Source organism: Bacillota bacterium, assembly GCA_036504675.1.
Classification (GTDB): domain Bacteria; phylum Bacillota; class Sulfobacillia; order JAJYWN01; family JAJZPE01; genus DASXUT01.
Genome location: DASXUT010000054.1, coordinates 1 through 20370 on the forward strand (window position 1 = coordinate 1; position 20370 = coordinate 20370).

At 66.3% G+C, this 20370-nt stretch carries 17 protein-coding genes and 1 riboswitch; of the genes, 13 read left to right on the forward strand and 4 right to left on the reverse strand.

Annotation, left to right across the window (positions count from 1 at the left end; genetic code table 11):
* The coding region (locus tag VGL40_04130; GenBank protein ID HEY3314452.1) for a hypothetical protein at positions 1 to 617 on the reverse strand (617 nt) is incomplete at its 3' end.
* A complete protein-coding gene (locus tag VGL40_04135) occupies positions 611 to 2332 on the reverse strand; it encodes a spore germination protein (protein ID HEY3314453.1) in 1722 nt (573 codons plus the stop codon). The genes VGL40_04135 and VGL40_04130, both read right to left, overlap by 7 nt.
* 309 nt (positions 2333 to 2641) lie before the next feature.
* Between VGL40_04135 and VGL40_04140 the strand changes: the two genes are divergently transcribed.
* The 13 genes from VGL40_04140 (at position 2642) to VGL40_04200 (ending at position 18022) form a co-directional block, all read left to right on the forward strand.
* On the forward strand, positions 2642 to 4036 hold the full coding sequence (locus VGL40_04140) for a tyrosine phenol-lyase (protein ID HEY3314454.1): 1395 nt from the start codon (positions 2642 to 2644) through the stop codon (positions 4034 to 4036).
* Between the two features lie 242 nt (positions 4037 to 4278).
* Positions 4279 to 4584, forward strand: a complete 306-nt coding sequence (locus tag VGL40_04145) for a hypothetical protein (GenBank protein HEY3314455.1) — start codon at positions 4279 to 4281, stop codon at positions 4582 to 4584.
* Complete coding sequence (locus tag VGL40_04150; GenBank protein HEY3314456.1) at positions 4581 to 6458, forward strand: S-layer homology domain-containing protein; 1878 nt, start codon at positions 4581 to 4583, stop codon at positions 6456 to 6458. The genes VGL40_04145 and VGL40_04150 overlap by 4 nt, the downstream gene beginning before the upstream one ends.
* A gap of 91 nt (positions 6459 to 6549) precedes the next feature.
* The gene (locus VGL40_04155; GenBank protein ID HEY3314457.1) at positions 6550 to 6831 is read left to right on the forward strand and encodes a hypothetical protein; all 282 of its coding nucleotides are present in this window, start codon (positions 6550 to 6552) and stop codon (positions 6829 to 6831) included.
* A gap of 36 nt (positions 6832 to 6867) precedes the next feature.
* Positions 6868 to 7560, forward strand: a complete 693-nt coding sequence (locus VGL40_04160) for a multicopper oxidase domain-containing protein (protein HEY3314458.1) — start codon at positions 6868 to 6870, stop codon at positions 7558 to 7560.
* Positions 7557 to 8087: a hypothetical protein gene (locus tag VGL40_04165; GenBank protein HEY3314459.1), complete on the forward strand. Its 531-nt coding sequence runs from the start codon at positions 7557 to 7559 to the stop codon at positions 8085 to 8087. The genes VGL40_04160 and VGL40_04165 overlap by 4 nt, the downstream gene beginning before the upstream one ends.
* A 501-nt stretch (positions 8088 to 8588) precedes the next feature.
* Positions 8589 to 10196 carry an ABC transporter substrate-binding protein gene (locus tag VGL40_04170; protein HEY3314460.1) on the forward strand — a complete coding sequence of 536 codons (1608 nt, stop codon included), beginning with the start codon at positions 8589 to 8591 and terminating at the stop codon, positions 10194 to 10196.
* Between the two features lie 3 nt (positions 10197 to 10199).
* Positions 10200 to 11120: an ABC transporter permease gene (locus VGL40_04175; GenBank protein ID HEY3314461.1), complete on the forward strand. Its 921-nt coding sequence runs from the start codon at positions 10200 to 10202 to the stop codon at positions 11118 to 11120.
* 24 nt (positions 11121 to 11144) lie between these two features.
* On the forward strand, positions 11145 to 11969 hold the full coding sequence (locus tag VGL40_04180; GenBank protein HEY3314462.1) for an ABC transporter permease: 825 nt from the start codon (positions 11145 to 11147) through the stop codon (positions 11967 to 11969).
* 47 nt (positions 11970 to 12016) lie between these two features.
* Positions 12017 to 13642: a D-aminoacylase gene (locus VGL40_04185; GenBank protein HEY3314463.1), complete on the forward strand. Its 1626-nt coding sequence runs from the start codon at positions 12017 to 12019 to the stop codon at positions 13640 to 13642.
* Positions 13643 to 13829: 187 nt separating this feature from the next.
* Positions 13830 to 13975, forward strand: a riboswitch (cyclic di-AMP (ydaO/yuaA leader).
* A 153-nt stretch (positions 13976 to 14128) separates the two neighbouring features.
* Complete coding sequence (locus VGL40_04190) at positions 14129 to 15310, forward strand: NAD/NADP octopine/nopaline dehydrogenase family protein (protein HEY3314464.1); 1182 nt, start codon at positions 14129 to 14131, stop codon at positions 15308 to 15310.
* Positions 15307 to 17052: a methionine synthase gene (locus VGL40_04195; GenBank protein ID HEY3314465.1), complete on the forward strand. Its 1746-nt coding sequence runs from the start codon at positions 15307 to 15309 to the stop codon at positions 17050 to 17052. Before VGL40_04190 ends, VGL40_04195 begins: the two co-directional genes overlap by 4 nt.
* Positions 17012 to 18022, forward strand: coding sequence for an ATP-grasp domain-containing protein (locus VGL40_04200; GenBank protein ID HEY3314466.1), 1011 nt, complete (start codon positions 17012 to 17014; stop codon positions 18020 to 18022). The genes VGL40_04195 and VGL40_04200 overlap by 41 nt, the downstream gene beginning before the upstream one ends.
* A 176-nt stretch (positions 18023 to 18198) precedes the next feature.
* Here the strand turns inward: VGL40_04200 and VGL40_04205 are convergent, their stop codons facing one another.
* Both VGL40_04205 and VGL40_04210 read right to left on the reverse strand, forming a co-directional pair.
* Positions 18199 to 19362: a PQQ-binding-like beta-propeller repeat protein gene (locus tag VGL40_04205; protein ID HEY3314467.1), complete on the reverse strand. Its 1164-nt coding sequence runs from the start codon at positions 19360 to 19362 to the stop codon at positions 18199 to 18201.
* A 17-nt stretch (positions 19363 to 19379) separates the two neighbouring features.
* Positions 19380 to 20177 (reverse strand): N-acetylmuramoyl-L-alanine amidase, encoded by a 798-nt coding sequence (locus VGL40_04210; protein ID HEY3314468.1) that lies wholly within the window; start codon positions 20175 to 20177, stop codon positions 19380 to 19382.
* Positions 20178 to 20370 lie beyond the last annotated feature (193 nt).

Here is a 20370-nt window from a genome sequence, read left to right on the forward strand (position 1 = left end):
ACATCCTGGTAGGTCTCTTGATACAGCTTCACGAGGCCTTCCCAGAGGAAAACGGGGATGATGTCCGGGCTACGGTTGTACTTCCGCGAGAAGGCGTGGTAGAGGAACAGGCCGGGGAGTTCTTCAGCCGGCGTGTCGGCCTTGACGGAGTCCTCGGCCCGGCCGTGAGCCACGGCCAGGAAGGCCGTATTGGGTACGCGGAAGGACCGTCCGACCCAATCGAACTGCTTGAGTCCATCGCCGGCGGCGTCCTCCCCGAAGACGACCACCTTGACGTGACCAAGGTCCAAATCCCTGAAGAGAGCGCTACGGATCCCCTCAATCGCCTGCTGAGGAGTATCCCCAACGGCGGTGACGATGCGGAACGGCGGTTTGGTAGCCCCCCCGCCGCCGCCACCGGCGCCGCCGCTGGCCCCGCGGAGGAAACGGGTGACGGCTATCTCGGCGCTCGCCTGATACTTACCCTCGGGGGTCTTGTCGAAGCCGATCATGATGGCGAAGGCGCGTTGGTCGATCTCTGAATAGTCCCAGCAACCGCCGGCCAGCAGGCACAGGGCCAGGGCGGCCGCCAGCCCGACCATGGCCCACCGTTTCCTCGCCCCGAACCGTTTCACCATTCCCCACCCTCGTCGCTCTTGGGGGCACCGCGCCGCCGGCCGCGCGGAGCAAAGGCTTTCGGACGGAGCCAGGACTTCCACCAGGGTTTTCGGATGACCGAGTCGGAAGCCAGTCCACCAGGTTGCAGCGGCGAATACGGGGCCAGATATGGCACGCCGAAGGACTCCGTCGAGTTCAGATAGATTACCAGTAGAAAGGCGGCCAGCGTGACGCCATAAAGCCCGAAGATCGTCGCCGCGGCGATCATCACCCAACGAGTCAGGCGGACCGCCAGGGCCATGTCGTAGCTGGGGGTGGTGAACGAGCCGATGGCCGTCACGGCGACGATGATGACCATGATGTTGGAGATCAGGCGGGCCTGGGCGGCCGCCTGGCCGATGATCAGGCCGCCGACGACCGTGGCCGCCGTGCCCACCCGGCTCGGCAAACGGACGGTGGCCTCCTGAAACATCTCCAGGAAGATCTCCATGACGAGGACCTCGATAACCACCGAGAGGGGCACCCCCTCGCGGGTTCCGGCGATGACCAGGGCCAACTCAACCCGCATGACGTCGGGGTTGTAGGCGGCCACGGAGATGTAAATGGCCGGTAGGAAGAGGACGATCAGCGCCCCGAGGATCCGCATGAACCTGAGGAACGAGGCCACCGGGGCGGCGAAGTAGTAGTCGTCGGGGGTGGTGAAGAACTCCATGAACAGGCTGGGGATGAGGATCGCTTCGGGATCCCCCTCGACCAGGATGGCCACCCGGCCGTCCTGGAGGCCGGCCGCGACCCGGTCCGGCCGCCCCGACACCATGTACCTGGGGAAGACGGTCCAGCGATGGGGCCCGATCATCTCGGTCACAAAGGACGCGTCGACGGACTGCCCGTAGTTGACCTTGCCCAGCCGGCTCAGGACCTCCCTGATCAGCTCGGGGCGGACCAGGTCGGCCACGTACATGACGGCCACCCGGCTCCTCGAGCGCCGCCCGACCTCGAGCAGCTGGAGGGCCAACCTCGGGTCCTTGATTCGCCGCCGGACCAGGGCGATGTTGTCCTCCAGCGATTCGGTGAAGCCTTCGTGCGGGCCGCGGATGGTCGTCTCCGACGGCGGTTCCTGGACCTGCCGGGACGGCCAGGCGTCGACCAGCATCGCCGCCGCCTGGGGGAATCCGTCGACGAGGAGGATGACCGAGCCAACGGCCATCTCGCGGGCGACCGAGGCCACATCGTCGACCACTTTGTAGATGAGGGAGGCAATCGCCCCCCTCAACAGGGTCTCCAGACCCTTCGGAGGGCCTGGTGGTTGGGTGTATTCACGGGGGATGAGGTTGAGGGGGGCGACGATGCTGTTCTCGACCCGGACGATGTCCACGAGCGGGTGGAAGTAGATCAGGACCGCTCGGCCAGAGGGGCTCAGGGGCGTCTGGATATCCCGGGTATGCAGGTCGTCGGAGGGGGCCAGTTGATCCTTGATGGCCTTGACGTTGTCGTCCAGGGAGTCGGTCAACCGGATGGGCGGGATGGGGCCCCGTTTGGCCGCCGGGCCCTTGCTCTTGGCCCAGCCCCCGGCGGGGTTCAGCTCGGTGCTGGCTTCCTGATCGGTCTTGGCCCCGTGGGCCTGGCCTGACGAGGTCTGGTCCCCACTCCGGCCACCCCTCCCCCCAGACCCCCCGGACCAAGCAGTCTCGCCCGGCAAGAACTCTCTCGCCGGGCGAGGTTTGACGGGCTTCACGGGGACGGGCTTCCTGGGTTGGCGCTGCTGGGGCACGGGCCTCGGCCTCCTGCGTCTTGGCGGCGGACAGGCTACGTCGGGACTCGGCGACAGTCCGGGGGCCGAGCGGTGAGTTGCCCGGCTGGCGACTATTGTGTGTCGAAGACCGCTCCGTCATGCGGGACGTCAACCCCGCTTGCCGCCTCGCCCCGAAGGCCCTACCCCCGACCCCAGGGAAAGCGGTATAATAAGCCTTGGTGGGCGAGAGAGGCGACCGACCGGCCCCACTCCTGGCCAAGCCCGAAACCTCATTCAAGGAGGCTTTCAAGGATGCCCAGAGAGCGTCGCAAGGCGGAACCATTCAAGATCAAGGCCGTCGAACCGATTAAGATGACCACCGGGCCCCAGCGTGAGAAGGCCATCGCCGAGGCGGGGTACAACACCTTCCTCCTGAAGTCGGAAGACGTCTACATCGACTTGCTCACCGACAGCGGGACCTCGGCCATGTCGGATAACCAGTGGGCCGGCCTGATGATCGGGGACGAGGCCTATGCCGGGTCGAAGAACTTCTTCCACCTCGAACAGGCCGTCCGGGAGGTTTACGGCTTCAAGTACATGGTTCCGACCCACCAGGGCCGGGGGGCCGAGAACATCCTCTCCCAGATCCTGATCACCCCGGGGACCTACATCCCGGGCAACATGTACTTTACGACCACCCGCGCCCACCAGGAGAAGAACGGGGCGACCTTCGTCGACGTGATCGTCGACGAGGCCCACGACCCGACCGCCCGCCTCCCCTTCAAGGGGGACGTCGACCTGACCAAGCTGGAGAACCTGATCGAGAAGGTCGGGCCGGACAAGATCCCCTACGTGAGTGTGGCCGTGACGGTGAACATGGCCGGGGGTCAGCCGGTCTCGATGGCCAACCTCAGGGCCACTCGCGAGCTGTGCCACCGCCACGGCGTCAAGCTCTTCTTCGACGCCACCCGGGCGGTCGAGAACGCCTACTTCATCCAGCAGCGCGAGGAAGGGTACAAAGACAAGGCCGTCGCCGCCATCCTCAGAGAGATGATGTCCTACAGCGACGGCTGCACGATGAGCGGCAAGAAGGACAACCTGGTCAACATCGGCGGCTTCCTGGCCATGAACGACTACAGCCTCTGGCAGAAGGCCGCCTCGCTGCTCGTCCTATACGAGGGGTTCCCGCACTACGGCGGGCTGGCCGGTCGGGACATGGAGGCCATGGCCCGGGGCATCCACGAGATGGTCGACGACGACTACATCGCCTATCGCGTCGAGCAGGTCCAGTATCTGGGCAACCAGCTCCTCGAGGCGGGCGTCCCGATCATGGAGCCCATCGGCGGGCATGCCGTCTATCTCGACGCCAAGCGTTTCCTGCCGCATATCCCGCAGACCTCGTACCCGGCCCAGGCTTTGGCTGCCGCCCTCTACATCGAGGGGGGCGTCCGGGCGATGGAGCGCGGCATCGTCTCCGCCGGCCGCGACGAGAGCGGCCACGAGCACGTCCCCAAGCTGGAGTTGGTCCGCCTGACCATCCCCCGTCGGGTGTACACCGATCGGCACATGGACGTCGTCGCCGACTCGGTCATCAACCTCTATGAGGTCCGAGACCAAATCCACGGACTCAAGTTCGTCTACGAAGCCCCGGTGCTCCGCTTCTTCACCGCCCGCTTCGAGCCCCTGGGCGGGCAGCTGATCGGCTAACTCAACTAGCCGCCTATCGATATGGAGCCGGGGCTGACAGCGAACCCGACCGAGTCACACCCGGTCGGGTTTTCGCCTGCGTCCCTCCCGCGTGGACCCGCGACACCCGGCCGACCGCCCCCCGCTTTAGCAGGGCAAAAAGGCTCCCACCGGTCGGCCGTCGAAGGGGCTCCCGATGGCGGCTCTTGGCCGCTTCATCGCCCGCCTTCAACCGGAAGCTCCGGCAAGGGAGCGCACACCACATGCTGAGAAGGTACCAATCAAGGCCTCGCGCGCCGCGGGCCATCCTTTCCTGTCTGGTTCTGGTTCTGGCCCTCACCATCGTCCTGACCCCCGGCTTCAACGGCCGGGTCGCCGCCGCCGCCCCCGACTTCGGCCCGACCCCGACGGAAGTCATCTCCGTCCCCTACCTCGCCGACGCGCCCTACTACAGCTGGAGCGTCAGCGACCGCGCCTACCTGCAAGGGGTATGGGGCGCCGCGCCGGCCGACATCCTCACGCCGGCCTCCACCGCCGCTCTGATCGACCTGGCGGCGGTGGGAAGGTGAGCTACTGGCTCTACAGGGGGCAATCCCAGGTTCAGGTCGGGAACGGGCTTCCCCTGGCCAATGGGCTCTTTCTGGACGAACTTCGGCTCACCGAAGGGCCCGGGGTTTACCGGTTGGTCGTTAACGCCGATGCCGGAGGCACTACGCTGTCGCGGGTCGTTTACGTCATCGCCCGCGGCGGGGCCTTCGCTGAGCGGCGAGTGACGGGCGCCGCCTCCCCGCAGGCGCGCATCGCCTGGACGGACGATCCCCGCCTGACCCTCACCGGCCCTTACGCCGGGAGCAAGGTCTATGTCCGGAAGCTGACCGAGCCGACTGAGGCCCTCGCTGTGTATGATCTATCACTGCCGGGCGCGGCGGCCACTACGACGCTCGGGCTGAACCTCGCCGCCGGGGATGGGGTCTACCGTCTCACCTATGACCCGGTGCCGGGCTCGACCGCCACCCGCTCGGACACCACGGTCGTCCTCGACCAGCCGTCAGATCCCTGGACCCCGGTCACCGTGCCGGCCGGCCAGTCGCTTCCGGTGACGGCCGGGGCCGCCTACTCGACGACGCGTCAGCTCACCCTGACCGGCACGTCCGCCAATGAGAAGGTCGGGCTGTTTGTCTACAACGCTGCGGGAACCAGGCTCCAATATGTGACTGCCTCGCGCTCGGCCGACGGCTCGTTCTCGGGCGGCGTTTACCTCAATGGCGCCAATGACGACACCTATCTCATCAGCATCGCCGACGGTCCGGCCGGGGCTCAGACGCTGACGGTCCGCTGGTCGGTGGTGGTCAAGGTGGGATCCGGCGGGGCGGGGGTGGGAGCGGGGGCGACGACCAGCGGGACCAGCGCGGCGACACTTCTGCAGGGCGCCGACCAGGCCGCCGCGGCCGAGGATGACTTCTGGGCGGGCCGGTGCCGTCTGGATGCCCTCACCGTGGCCTCCGCCCAGGGCGACAAAGAGGTCCTCGACGCGGCCGCGGGCGCCGTCCTGTCGACCATCTCCGCCACCCGCAACTACCTCCTCGCCGACGCGGCCGGACAGACCCTGAAACCCGTGGCCGGGTCGGCCGCCGACATCCTCGTCGGCCAGGCCTTCGCGCAGGCCTCCCGGCGGCGCGAGGCGCTGAAGGAGTTCCAGAGGATCACGGCTGTCGAGCCGGCCAATGCGGCCGCCGCGGCGGGCTTAGGCCTTGTCTCCGACCCCGGCTACACCTGGACCGATGGCGGCGACCGGCCCGCGGTCCGCGTCGCCGGGCTCACCGACATCAACACGTGGGCCAAGGCCTTGATCGAGCGGATGAACTTCAAGGGCGTGATCAAGGGCTTCGCCGATCGCACCTTCCGCCCGGATCTCCAGATCCGCCGGGACGAGGCGGTGACCATGGTCGACCGCGTCCTCGGTCTCGAAGCCGAGGCCAAGAGCCGGGCGAACGATCAGCTCCCCTACAGTGACGCTTCGTCCATTGCCGCCTGGGCCCGCGGCTATCTCGTCTACGCCCTGCGGAACGGGATCATCACCGGCTACAACGACAACACCGTCCGGCCCAACGACCCGGTCAGACGGAGTGAGATGGCCGCCTTGGCCGGTCGGGTCGACGACCGCACCCGTACGGCCATCGACGACATGGAGTTGGAGGGGCTCCTGACCCGGGTCGACCCCGGGGATCCTGGGGTGCTCCACCTGCGGCTGGACGCGCCGGTCGAGGGCGCGGCGGGCTCATCGCCGGCCTCGGCGGACACGGTCCTCACCATGGCCCTCAACCCGTCCATTTACGGCCACTCGCGGAGCCTGGGGCTGCTGGAACTGAAGCCGGGCTCGCGTGTCCGGGTGATCACCGGGGACGCCGGCACGGTTGGGTACATCGAGGTCCTGGGTCCCTGAGGCCCTCACCCACTTGCACTCCTCAGAAGGCCACTGCATATGGTGGGCTAGGCGGCCTGGAAAGGCCAGCTAACTGAGGAGGGATCAGGAAGTGCCGAAACGATTGTTCTTCAGTCTGTTTGTCACGGATGGCTTCGAGAATCTTCCGACCGACCCGACCGGGACTGCCCCACGAAGGCGCGAGTACGTCTGGGGGTTTAAGGGTGGCCTGTTCAAGACCCAGGACATCGACTCGTGGGGTTGGCCCCTCGGCCCCGAGGTGATCGTGAATCCGGCCTTTGACCCGGCCGATCAGGCAAATCTGTCGAGGCTTCGAGGGACGGCCGTGACCCCGTCGCCGCGAATAGACATGGATGTGGATGACGAGCTCTAGATCATCCTCACGAACCTGGGGATGCTCCAATCTCAGATGCCGATCTTCGACGTGCATACGGTCCACGTCCATGGTGGTCACGTCCTGACCCAGGTCGACGGCGTTCCGGAGACGTCCTGGGGCGTGCCGGTCACCCTCCCCGGCACACCGGCGATCAGCGTGACCTACCTCTTCAAACCAGACCACCCCGGAACCTTCTTCTACCACTGCCATCAGGAAGCGTCCGAGCACGTGCAGATGGGAATGTACGGAGCGCTGAACGTCTATCCATCAGTCGAAAGCCTCGCGGCGGTCGGGATTTATCAGAGCTCAAAAACCGGCAGATGGTACCACAACCTCGTCTTCCAGCCCCAAATCCCGGTGACGGCGACCAACCGGAATTTCGCCTACGATGACATCAATACGTTCTTCAACAGCGATTGGGTCGTGCTTCTGTCGGACGTCGACTCGCGCTGGCACGACGCAGTGCTGACCGACGCGCCCTTCAACCCGGTCGACTACAAACCCGATTACTGGGGCGGGCCTTCCCCGATACCATGCTGCCGACGGTGTTGCCGGCTTCGCTGGTGCCGGATTTCGGGTACTCGATTCCCGCCGGCTATGACGCTTTCGTCAAGGTCAGCACCGGGAATTCGAGGATCGGCAAACCGCCTGACAAGTTCCTTCTCCGCCTCTCCAACCTGGGTTATCAGCCCGTACCCTTCCATGTCCACGGATGGCACGCCGTGATTGTCGGCAAGGACACCCACCCGATGATCGCCGACATGACGAACCCGGCCCACATGATGAACTTCACGACCCTGGTGGGTTCCGGGGAAAGCTACGACCTGCTGTTCACGGCCGACGACAAGAGGCCGACCTATGCTGGGTATGTGTTCTGCGGCCAAGGGGGGCTCCCGCCCCTTACCCAGCAGGTGGCCCAGGCGACAGCCCAGTCCATCGCCACCGGGACGTTCATCCCACCGTTCCCCGGAGCGACCGACCTCTGGGCGAACATCGTCCTCGCCGGCGGCCTCGGTCGGGGGTCGTTCATTCCGCCATACAACTGGGCGGTCTGGAACTACGGTTCTGTTCTGGCGAAGAACCGCAGCTTCCCGCAGTTCCACATCGCCCACAACCATGACGACTACAAGGTCACCAACAACGGCGCGTACCCCGGAGGCCAACTGATCGTGATCGAGACGGACTTCCCAGGATCGGACTACGTCTCCGACCCTCCCGTCCTCACCGAGCTTCCGGCGGTGTGTGACCTGTGATGAACCAGTACCAAGCGGTCAGTACCCGTGTTGGGAGCCTTGCGCTGGCGGCGGTCTCGAGTCTTGAGTCCCGCCCCATCTCCCGCAGACCTCGTCCCCGGCCCAGGCTTTGGCCGCCGCCTTTATGTCACCGCCCGCTTCGAGCCCCCCGGAAGCTGATCGGCTGAGCGGCGGCCATCCCCTGGGGTGGTTCTTTCTTGTTAAGTAAGACCCGGTCTCGCCTCCGATAGCTGCCCAATTTAGGAAAATATTCAGCGATTGACCGGCAGGAATTGCCCTTCCGGCGGCGAACCCTGTGACCACCCAGGTAGTGGCAGGGCTTTTTTTCTATCCAAACGTAGTCCATAACCAGCTCTGACGACACTCGCTCGGACTCCTGGCTTTTCCATATCCGCCATTGGGACTGGGACAGGGGGTGAGGGGACAGGTCGCCAGGGCTGGTTTTCCTATTGTCGCGGTCATTCTCATCAAGTCACAATGGTCGTCAATGGAGGGGATAGCGTGAGCCTCTTTCGGAACCGGCGCCTCCGCCTGATTGTCGTCGGCTTGTTGTCCGCCCTCTTCGTCCTGACCCTATCCTTCGGGTGCGCCGGCAAACAGGCGGCCGGCCCGGGGTCGGAGAAGCCCAAGAAGGGCGGCAACCTGACGATGGGTTTTGACCGGGAGACCGACACCTTCGACATCTACCAGATGACCTGGGGGTCCGGACAGGAGTATGTCTACGAGTCTTTGACCACCCGCGACTGGGACTACAAAGTCGTCGGAAGCCTGGCCGAATCGTGGGAGAGCACACCCGACGGCAAGACCTGGACCTTCCACCTGAGGAAGGGGACCAAGTGGCACGACGGCACTCCCTTCACTTCCAAGGACGTCAAGCGCTACTATGAAGTCATGCTCGACCCCAAGACCGCCGCCGCCAACGCCCTCGACTGGACCTGGATCAAGAGCATGGATACCCCCGACGACAACACCATCGTCTTCCACCTCGACAGTCCTTTCCCCAATCTCTTTGGCAAGACGAGCAACAGCTATGGCTCGATCATGAACCCCGACGCCTACGCCAAGTACGGCCCGGACGGGACCAAGGAGTACGGCACGAAGATCGCCATCGGGACCGGGCCCCTCAAGCTCAAGGAGTGGATCCCCGGTGACAAGGTCGTCTTCGAGCGCAACCCCGACTACCGGTGGGGCCCGCTATTTGTCGCCAACAAGGGCCCGGTCTGGGTGGATACGGTGACCTTCAAGACCATCCCCGACGCCGCCACCCGCCTGGCCGAGCTCGAGACGGGCAACGTTCAAATCCTGGCCAACGTCCCGGTCGAGCATTACGACCGGGTGGCGAAGATCCCCAACGTCGAAGTCTTCAAGGAGCCCGCCTTCGGCTTGGGTTACCTGGCCTTCGCCACCGATAAGAAACCCTTCAACGACCCGAAGGTCCGCCAGGCTGTCAACCTGGCCGTCGACCGCGAGGCCCTGGTCAAGTCGGTCTTCTTCGGGCTGGCTCAGGCGGCCTACGGTTACCTGCCGCCCAGGACCCCCGAAGCCTATCAGGACACCGCGGCCATCAGGTATGACGTCGCCGCGGCCAAGAAGCTGATGACCGAGGCCGGTTACCCCAACGGGTTCAAGGCCACCCTGGCCACCCAGAACCGCACCGAGCACGTCCGGGTGGCCCAGGCCATCCAGCCGATGCTCGAGGCGATCGGGATCAAGACCGAGATCGTCCAGTACGATGAGGCCGGCTACAAGGACTTCCTGAAGGCGGGCAAGCAGGAACTGTTCATGCGTCAGTATGAATGGGACAATGCCGACATCCTGCAATGGTTCCTTTACAGCCGGCAGGTCCCGTACCCTGGTCACTCACGCTGGGCCGACAGGAAGACCGACGAACTCATCGACGCGGCCGAGAGCGCCATCACGCCGGAGTTGCGGGCCCAGAAGTACGTCGAACTCCAGAAGTACCTCATCGAGCAATCGGTCTGGAGCCCGCTCTGGTATCCCATGGCCATCACGGCCGTGCGGACCGACCTGGTCGGCGGGTTCAAGCCCTTCCCCGGCGGCGGTAACGTCGTTATCTTCGATCTTTGGATGAAGAAGAACGTCAAGTAGCCGATGAGAGCCTACCTGATCCGCCGAATCCTGCTGATGGTCCCGGTGGTCCTGGGGGTCACGGTGGTGGTCTTCCTCATCATCCACCTGGCCCCCGGGGACCCCGTCCTCCTCCTGGTCGGGGAACGGGCCCCGCCCGAGATCTACGAGCGGGTCAAGCATGCCTGGGGGCTTGACCGTCCGCTCCTGACCCAGTACTTCAGCTTCCTTGGCAATGTCCTCAAGGGCGACCTCGGCATGTCCATCCAGATGCGCCGACCGGTGGCCGAACTGCTGGCTCGGGCCATCCCGGTCACCCTCGAGTTGGGCGTGGCGGCGATGGGTCTGGCCGTCACGGTGGGGGTCGTCTCCGGGGTGGTCTCGGCCGCCCGGGCCGGGTCGGCCACCGACCAGGTGACCATGGTCGGGGCCCTGTTGGGCGTTTCCGTGCCCGGGTTCTGGCTCGGCCAGCTCTTGATCCTCCTGGTGGCCGTGGAGTTGCATTGGCTGCCTCCATCTGGGTATGGGGGCCTCAAGTACCTGATCATGCCGGCCCTGGCCATGGGCTTCGCCGACGCCGCCCTCACCGCCCGGACAACGAGATCAAGCATGCTGGAGGTCATCCGCCAGGACTTCATCCGGACCGCCAGGGCCAAGGGTCTCACCGAGCGGGTGGTCATCTATCGCCACGCCCTCAGAAACGCCCTCCTGCCGGTGGTCACCCTGATCGGCCTGGACCTCGGCTACCTCATCGGTGGGGCGGTGATCATGGAGGAAGTCTTCGGCCGCCCGGGCATGGGGCGCCTGATGATCCACGGCATCCTGTCCCGCGACTACCCGGTCGTCCAGGGGTGCCTCTTGTTCCTGGCCGTCTCGGTGGCCCTGTGCAACCTATTGGCCGACATCGCCTACGTCTTCCTGGACCCCAGGATCCGTTTGCAGTAGCGCGCCCAGGGGGGGTTACGAGCCTTGGCCAAATGGAGGCGCTTCACCAACCGCACGGCCGCCCGCGTCGGGATCGCCGTCGTCCTGATCTTCCTGGCCGTGGCGGCCCTGGCGCCGTGGCTGGCCCCCTACGGCTACCGAGTCCAGAACCTTAACGAGGTGCTGGAGCCGCCCAGTCGTGAGCACCTCCTGGGGACCGATGAGTTCGGCCGCGACATCCTCAGCCGAATCATCTACGGGACGAGGATTTCCCTTCTTGTCGGGGCCATCGCCGTCGGTATCGGCGCCTCTCTCGGGACGGTCCTGGGGGCGGTCGCCGGCTACCGGGGTGGTTGGCTCGGCCTGACCATCATGGGCCTGGTCGACGTGGTCTGGTCCTTCCCGACGATCCTCCTGGCCATCGGTCTCGTCGCCGTCCTCCGCCCCGGCCTGACCAGCGCGATGATCGCCCTCGGGCTGGTGACCTGGCCGGCATATTGCCGGATGATGCGGGCTCAGGTCTTGTCGATCCGCGAAAAGGAATTCGTCGAGGCCGCCAGGTCCCAGGGGCTGACCGATTTCCGGGTGCTGGTCAGACACATCGCGCCCAACGCCATCTCGCCGATCATCGTCCTGGCCACCCTGGGCATGGCCTCGGCCATCCTGGTCGAATCGGCCCTCAGTTATCTCGGCCTGGGTGCCCAGCCGCCGGCTCCCAGTTGGGGCGCCATGTTGAGTTCCGGCCGCAACTACATCTATCGGGCGCCCTGGCTGACCGTCGTTCCGGGGGTGGCGATCATGCTCGTCGTTCTGGGCTTCAACCTCTGCGGCGACGCCCTGCGGGATGCCCTGGACCCGCGCAAGGCCTGAGGCTCGGGAAAACGCCCGAGTCGAGGCCCGGCACCAATTGCCTGGAGGTGATCCCAACGTACGATACCCTCATCCACGGCCCGGCGGTCATCGACGGCTCAGGGGGGCCGGCCTTCCGGGCCGACGTCGGCCTCAGGGGCGGGAGAGTCGCCCTCATCCGCCAGACGGTGGGTGACGGTGGTCAGCCGCCATCCGCCTCGTCGGCCGCCGCCCTGGTCATCGAGGCCACGGGACTGGCCCTGGCCCCCGGCTTCATCGACATCCACAACCATTCCGATCTGACCCTCCTGGCCGACCCACAGGCCGAGAGCATGCTCGGCCAGGGGGTGACGACGACGGTCGTCGGCAACTGCGGCTCGTCGGCCGCCCCGTGGCTCGGCCCGGAGGGCGGCCCCGCGGCCGAGAGGATGCGCGACGAAGCCTCCCGCGGCCTCGGGGTCGAGTGGGCCTGGCGCGGTTTCGGCGAGTACCTTCAGCGCTTGCAGGGGGCCCGTCCGGCCATCAACGTCGCCGCCCTCGCCGGGCACGGGACCATCCGGCAGCAGGTGATGGGCCTGGCCACCCGGGCTCCGGACGCCGGCGAACTGCGCAGGATGAAGGCGATGCTCGAGGCGGCCCTCGCTGAAGGGGCGGCCGGGCTATCCTCGGGCCTGGTCTATTACCCCAGCTGCTACGCCGCCACCGAGGAGCTGGTCGAGCTGGCCCGGCTCGCCGGGGCGGCGGGTAAGCTGTACTGCACGCATATCCGCAGCGAGGCCGAGGCCCTCCTGGAGGCGGTGGCCGAAGCCATCGACATCTGCCGCCGCGCCGGCGTTTCCACCGAGATCTCGCACCTGAAGGCGGAGAGCCGCCTGATGTGGGGCCGCCTGGCGGAGGCCCTGGGCCTGATCGAAGCGGCCAGGGCCGAGGGGCTCCCCGTCGACGGCGACCAGTACCCCTACACCGCCTACAACAGCGGCCTCGATTCCTTCCTGCCCCCCGAGGTGATGGAGGGCGATTGGCGGGCGGTCCTGCGGAGCGCCGAGGGTCGGGCCCGGATGCGCCGGGCCATGGACGAAGGCCACCCCCCGACCTGGACCTCGTCGATCAGGGGGATGGACTGGGGGGACTTCTTTGTCGACGAGACCGGGGACCCGGGCAAGGACGGCCAGAGCCTGGCGGCCATCGCCGAGGCTGACGGGAAGGACCCTTACGACGCCTTCTTCGACCTCCTCCTGGCCGGTGGTCCGCGGGTCGAGGTCATCGGCCATGCCATGATCGAGGATGACGTCCGGCTGGGCCTCGCCAGGCCTGACATCATGGTCGGGTCGGATGGCTCGGCCCTGCCCTACGACGGCAAGATCGGCCGCGGCCATCCGCACCCCCGCAACTTCGGGACCTTCCCGCGGGTCCTCGGCCGCTATGCTCGCGACCTCAAGCTTCTGCCGCTGGAAGCGGCCGTCCGCAAGATGACCTTCCTCCCGGCCACGAAACTCGGGTTCGACGACCGCGGGCTGATTCGCGAGGGGTATGCCGCCGACCTCGTCCTCTTTGACCCGGCGCGCATCCGTGACACGGCCACCTTCGAAAAGCCTCACGCCCGGCCGGAGGGCATCTCCTGGGTCTTCGTCAACGGCCGACCGGCCCTGACCCCGGACGGATGGGGCGAGCGGGCGGGGATGGTGCTCGTCTGAACCTTACCTATTGGAGAAGCGCTAAGGCCGGTCAGGGCGCCAAGGGCAACCGATGGCTGATTTTGACGACCCTTGGCGGTTTTGGCGATTTTCGGGCTTGTACACTGAAGGAATCTTAGCGCTGCTATTCCAGCCTTGACAAATCGCGGAAACAAACATTATACTTTGGGCATAAGCAGCATAGTGTGATGAAAGATCGCTGAATCCCCCCGTGGTTGCCCACGGCGGGGAGCGGGGGAACCATCGTATCTGGGGTGAATCGCCTTTGGCGTAGGGCCATGCCTGCCGGCCCGAACCCGTCAGCTAACCTCGTAAGCGTTGGAAGGGCAGTCTCGCTGTCGTTGCCTCCCGGCCATAGGCCAGGGTTTGGGCAATTATACGATTTTGTCACCCTTCTGGCGCCCCCCCCACGCGATCTTGCCGCGGGGGGGCGCTTTTTCTCGCTCGAAGCCCCGGGCCGACCCGAAATTCAAAGGAGGAATGGATGTGACTAGATTGCCACCCATCATCCCCCGGGTCCTGAAGTGGCTTGGGGACCGCCGGCTCTTTGGCCGCTCAGAGGAGCGACCGGTGACCGTCGCCGTCCTTGGGGCCGGCCACGGAGGCCTGGCCATGGCCGCCGACCTCGCCCGGTCCGGCCACCGCGTGCGGCTGTGGAACCGCAGCCGTGAAAGACTGGAGTCCGTTCTGCAGCAAGGTGGCATCGAGTTCCAGAAAGGAAGCGGGCAGGCCGTCCTGGTCGCCCCCGAAGTGGTCACCACCGACCCGGCGTCGGCCATCGACCAAGCCCAATTGCTGATGGTCGTAGTCCCGGCGACCGGGCACCGGTCTGTGGCCGAGGCGGTGGCCCCCTTCCTCAGGGACGGGCAGGTCGTCGTCCTGAACCCCGGACGGACAGGCGGAGCGCTGGAGTTTCAGGCGACCCTCAGGACCGTGGGATGTCGGGCGGACGTGATTGTGGCAGAGGCTTCGACCTTCCTCTTCGCCGCCCGGACGACCGAGCCGGGCCATGCCCGCATCTATGGGGCCAAGAAGCACGTGACCTTCGCGGCCCTACCGGCGACCCGCAACTCGGAGGTCGGTGCCCTCTTGAACCGGGTTTACCCCGGGTGCTTTACGCCCGCCTCCAGCGTCTTGGAAACGAGCCTGGGCAACATCGGGGCGGTCTTCCATCCGGCCATCGTCCTCCTGAACACCGGGAGGATCGAGGACGCCGCCGGCGATTTCGAGTTCTATCACCGCGGGGTGACCCCGTCGGTAGCCCGGATGATCCAGGCGGTCGATACCGAGCGCTGCCGAATCGCCTCCGCCCTGGGGGTGCCGCACCTGACCGCCCTGGACTGGATGAGGGTCTCCTACGGCATCCAGGAACCCGACATCTACTCGGCCCTCCGGGCCAACCCCGGTTACGCCGGGATTGCCGCGCCCACCACCCTCGACCATCGTTACCTGACTGAAGACATCCCAACCAGCCTGGTGCCGCTGGCCTCCCTCGGCCACCTGGCCGGGGTGCCGACCCCGGCCATCCGCTCCCTGATCGAGCTGGCCTCGATCCTACATGGCCTCGACTACCTGGCCATTGGCCGCACGGCTGAGCGATTGGGCCTCGATCGGTCCTCGGTCGAGGAGATCACCGCCCGAGCCGCCGAGGGGAGTGAGGTTGCGTGAGTAAGCTCATCGTCGCCGCCGCCATTGGGGATTGCGTCCATGTCGCCGGCGTGCTCAGCTTCCTTCAGCTGGCCGAGGAGCAGGGCTTCAAGACCGTCTTCCTCGGCCCGGCCGTTCCCGTCGGTCGATTCTGCGAAGCGGTCGCCGGCCTGGACGCCGATTTCGCGGCCGTCAGCTATCGTCTTGGTCCGATCCCGGCCGGAAGACTCCTCGGACGACTCCAGGAACGCGTCCGGGCCGACCCCGACCTGGCTCGCCGCCGGTGGCTCCTGGGTGGCACGCCGACCGTGGCCGCCCTGGCCAGGGACAGCGGGTTCTTCGAGGCGGTGTTCTCCGGCCGGGAGGACCTCGACGTGGTGATCGCCTACCTCAAGGCGGCCGCGACCGGAGGACGACCCGGTTTCCCGCCGGGTGCGGGCAGCCGGCTGAAAGGGGCGTCCCAGGCCGGTCTGGGGCTCCTCGACCGGATCGCGGGGAAGAGCCCATACCCTCTGCTCCGCCATCACTTCGGCCGGCCGACCATGGCCGAGACGATCGACGGCGTGAGAAAGATCGCCGAGGCCGAGGTCCTTGATGTCGTCTCCCTGGGGCCGGACCAGAATGCTCAGGCTTCCTTCTTTCGGCCTGGCGAGCAGGACCCGGCTCAGGACGGAGCGGGAGGGGTCCCAATCCGTTCGGCGGCCGACCTCCTGGCCATCCGCGACGCCGCTGACGCCGGGAACCACCCCCTCCTGCGATGCTACAGCGGTACCCGCGACCTCTTGAGGATGGCCCGGTTGCTCGCCTCGACCATCGGCAACGCTTGGGCGGCCGTCCCCCTGTTCTGGTACAACGTCCTCGACGGGCGCAGCCCGAGGGGGCTCCGCGAAGCCATCGCCGAGAACCAGGCGGCCATTCGTTGGCACGCCGAGGCCGGGATCCCGGTGGAGGTCAACGAGGCCCATCACTGGAGTCTGCGGGACGCTCCCGACACGATCGCCGTTGCGGCCGCCTACCTGGCCGCCTACAACGCCAGGGCGCTGGGGGCGCATGACTACATCGCTCAATTGATGCTGAACACCCCGCCTCGTACCTCCGCCCGGATGGACCTGGCCAAGATGCTGGCGAAGATGGACCTCATCGAGACCCTTGTCGGGCCGGACTTCCGGGTCTACCGTCAGGTCCGGGCCGGCCTCTCCAGTTTCCCACCGGACCTGGCCATGGCCCGTGGGCAACTGGCCCACGCGACCAGCCTCGGCATGGCTCTCAAACCGAACATCGTCCACGTCGTCGGTTACTCAGAGGCCGACCACATCGCCACGGCCGACGACGTCATTGAGTCATGCAAAATTGCCCGCGGAGTGATTCGCTCGACCCTCGACGGCCTGCCCGACCCGGCGGCCGACCCGGTCGTCGCCAGCCGCCGCCGGGAACTCAGGGTTGAGGCGCTTCGGCTGATCGGGGCCATCGCCGACCTTGCGCCGACCGGCGCGGGCGACCCCCTGACCGACCCGGGCGTCCTGGTCACCGCCGTCACCCTGGGCTACCTTGACGCTCCGCAGCTCAAGGGCAACCCGGCGGCGGCCGGCCGGGTGATCACCAGGATGATCGACGGGGCCTGCGTGGCCATGCAAACGGAATCAGGGATGCCGCTTGGCGAAGGCCCGCGCCTGGCGGGACTGACGGGATTGGCGGCCAAAGAAGTCAGGAGGGACGGCTACCTTGCGGATCTGCGTCCTGCACCGGCCGCACCGGAACGTTGAATGGCAGACCAAATTCACCGGGCGGGAGTTGCCCGACGACTCGATCGAGGAGGCCAGGCATCATGCGGCGGCTATCGAAGCCTGCGGTCATGAGACCGAAATTATCACCTGGAGTCGGAGTCTCCGGGACGATCTCGAACGGCTCAAAAAGGGTGGCTACGACCTGGTCGTGAACGCCTCCTCCCTGCAGGAGGTGGCCGTCCTCGAATTCGCCGGGATCAGGTTCATGGGGTCCGGGCTGGACCTTGTGGTGATGGACAAAGCCACCCGCAAACGGCTGTGGATTAGAGACAGCGTCCCGACTCCGACCTTCATGCTGGTCGATGAGCTGTCCGAGCTCGACGGGTTCCAACGTCCGCCGTTTCCCCTCTTCGTCAAGCCGGCTCGCGGCCGAGGCAGCGCGGGAATCACCGATGAGTCCATCGTTAACGCCGGTGTAGAGCTGGAGCGGGCCTGCCGGCGGATCATCTCGACCATGAACCAGGGGGCCTTGGTCGAGAAGTACATCTCCGGGACGGAGGTGACCGTCGGCCTGATCGGCAACGGTCTTGACCTGACCGTGCTGCCTCCGCTGGAGATCGAGTACAACGGGTCGAAGACCAACACCTTCGAGCACAAGCAGGACCGGGAGGTCTTCCATTGCCCGCCCAGGCTGGCTCCGGACATCCTGGAGCGGCTGCGGGAAACGGCCAGGCTGGCCTTCATGAGCGTGGGCGCCAGGGACTTCGCCCGGGTCGACTTCATCTACGACCACGAGCGCGACATCCCTTACGTCCTGGAGATCAACACCTTCGCCGGCCTGCAGATCCTCGACGGCCGTCAGAAGCACCTCCATTCGAGCTACATCGGGAAGATGGCGGAGACCGTCGGCTGGGATTCGGCCGAGGTCTTCAGAAGGCTGATTGAAGTGACGATGAAACGCTATGAGCAGGAAGAGTCGGCCGAGGGATTGGCCCCAAGGGTCGGCTGAAGGTGGTCCGAGGCGGCCGGCCCTGAACTTGTTGATGGGCGCAGTGCCCTGAGTCCGGCAGGTCTACGTCGACCACACAAACAGAGCGGGCCCGGTCTTTTGACCGAGCCCGCTTTCGGTTTCTTTGAAGTCCGTCTTTCGGGTCTATCCGTCGGCCCTTCCGTCAGGCTCACGACCTACTTGAACGCGTAGACCTTGCCGTCATTGCCGCCAAAGTAGACGGTCCCGTCGACGATGGTCGGCGAAGAGAAGATCCCCTCTTTGGTCTCGTAGCGCCAGCGTTCCTGGCCCGCCTGGGCGTCGAGGGCGAAGAAGTCCCCGTGGTAGTCGCCGAAGAAGAGGGTCCCCGCGGCCAGGGCCGGCGAGGAGTAGATGGCGTTGTGGGTGTCGAAGCGCCACTTGGCCGTCCCGGACCGGGCGTCGAGGGCGTAGAGGTCGCCGTAGGTGTCGCCGATGTAGACCGTCTTGTCGTCGACGGCGGGGGAGGCAAAGAACATCTGCCCGGTGTCGTAGTGCCACTGTTCCCGGCCGGTCGTCACGCTGACCGCGTAGACGCGGCCGTCAAGGCTCCCGAAGTAGACCAGCCGGGCGCTCAGAGCGGGCGATGAGCTGATCCCGCCGCCGGCCTGGAAACGCCACTTGAGCTTGCCGGTCTTGGCGGTGACGGCATAGAGGCCGCCGTCCCCGCTGCCGACGAAGACCACCCCGCCGGAGACGGCCGGGGAGGAGAGGACCATCCCCTTGGTCTCCAGGCTCCACCTCTTCGACCCGGTCTTGGCGTCGAGGGCGTAGAGGCGGCCGTCGCGGCTGCCGACGTAGACCGCATTCTCGGTGACCGCCGGGGCCGAGACGATCCCGGCCGGATTGGTGAACCGCCAAACCGTTTCCCCGGACTCAGCCTTCAGGGCGAACAGGTCCCCGCCGCTGCAGCCGACGTAGATCGTGTCACCGACGAAGGTCGGCGGGCCGAAGACGCCCGCCGGCGCCTTGACCTTCCAGACCTCGTTACCGGTGAAGGCGTCGAGGGCGTAGAGAAGGCTGTCCCCGCTGCTGACGTAGACGAGGCCGTTTCCGACGACCGGGCTCGCCGACACCGGGGCGCCGGTCGTGAAGGCCCAGAGGGGCTGAGGGCCGCCGGGGACCTGGTCGGACGGGTAGACCCCGGTATGCCGGAGGTCGCCGCGGAAGATCCCGCCCGGGGCCACCTCCGGCGGGGCCGGACCCCGCAGGCGCGCGGCCACGACCGGCCAGGCCATCATCCCGGAGGCCGCCAGGATGCCGATGAGGGCCAGACAGCCGAGGACTCTGGGCCATCGCCCCCTCCGCTTCGTTTGTCGCAAGTGCCGCACTGGACCCCTCATTGGACCGTCCCCCGACCGGAGAAGTAGTCGATGAGGCCGTCGCGGATGGCCGTCGCCACCTTGGCCCGGAAGGCCTCGGTGGTCAAGAGCGCCTCTTCGCCCGGGTTGCTGAGGTAGCCCACCTCGAGCAGGACCGAGGGTACGGTCGTCTCACGGACGGCCACGTAGGCCTGGTCGGAGCTGATCCCCCGATCGGTCAGACCCAGCTGGCTGAGAAGCCTGCCGTGGAGCGACGAAGCCAGGGCGGCGCTGTTCGGGTGGGTCGGGTAGTAGTAGACCTCGAGCCCGTGGACGCTTGAGCCCTTGAACCAGTTCAAGTGGATGGAGACGTTGACGTCGGCGCCGGCCTGATTGACGATGGCCGGCCGCTCATACATGGCCACGTCCTCACCGGTCGGACGGATGATCAGCGGCCTGGCCCCGACCGCGAGCAAAAGAGTCTCGAGGCGGTTGGCCATATCGAGGGTGAGGTCCTTCTCATATGCGCCGTGACGCCCCAGAGCGCCGGGGTCATTGCCGCCGTGGCCGGGGTCGATGGCGATGACCTTGTTGTAGAGCGGGGAGTTGCGGTCGCTACCGTGAGCCGTGTCGCCGTCACCCGACTGACCGGTCGAGCCCCACAGGTAGTAAGCGAAGGCCGGCGACTTAGCCGGAGGCGAGACGGCGTCTATTGAACCCGTCGCACCGGGAGCGGCCTGGTCGCCGGTCGGCCGGGAACAACCGAAGGTAGTCAGGACGGTGATTGATGCGACTAAAATAAGGGTGGCGAAAGCCCAAGCCTTGGTCGGACGCAAGCGAGAACCCCTTTCAAGGCGAGATACCTCTTTAAGACGTTTCTTCCGCTTTCGAAGTTTCCCTGCTCGCCAAATAATGGCCGGAAATCCACGGGGCGCTCGTCCGCCAGTCACAGAAGGAGCGCGGGCACCGTTGGGAGAACTTTCCGACAAGATGCTGACGATTGGGGGCGGCCTGAGAATGTGGTACGAC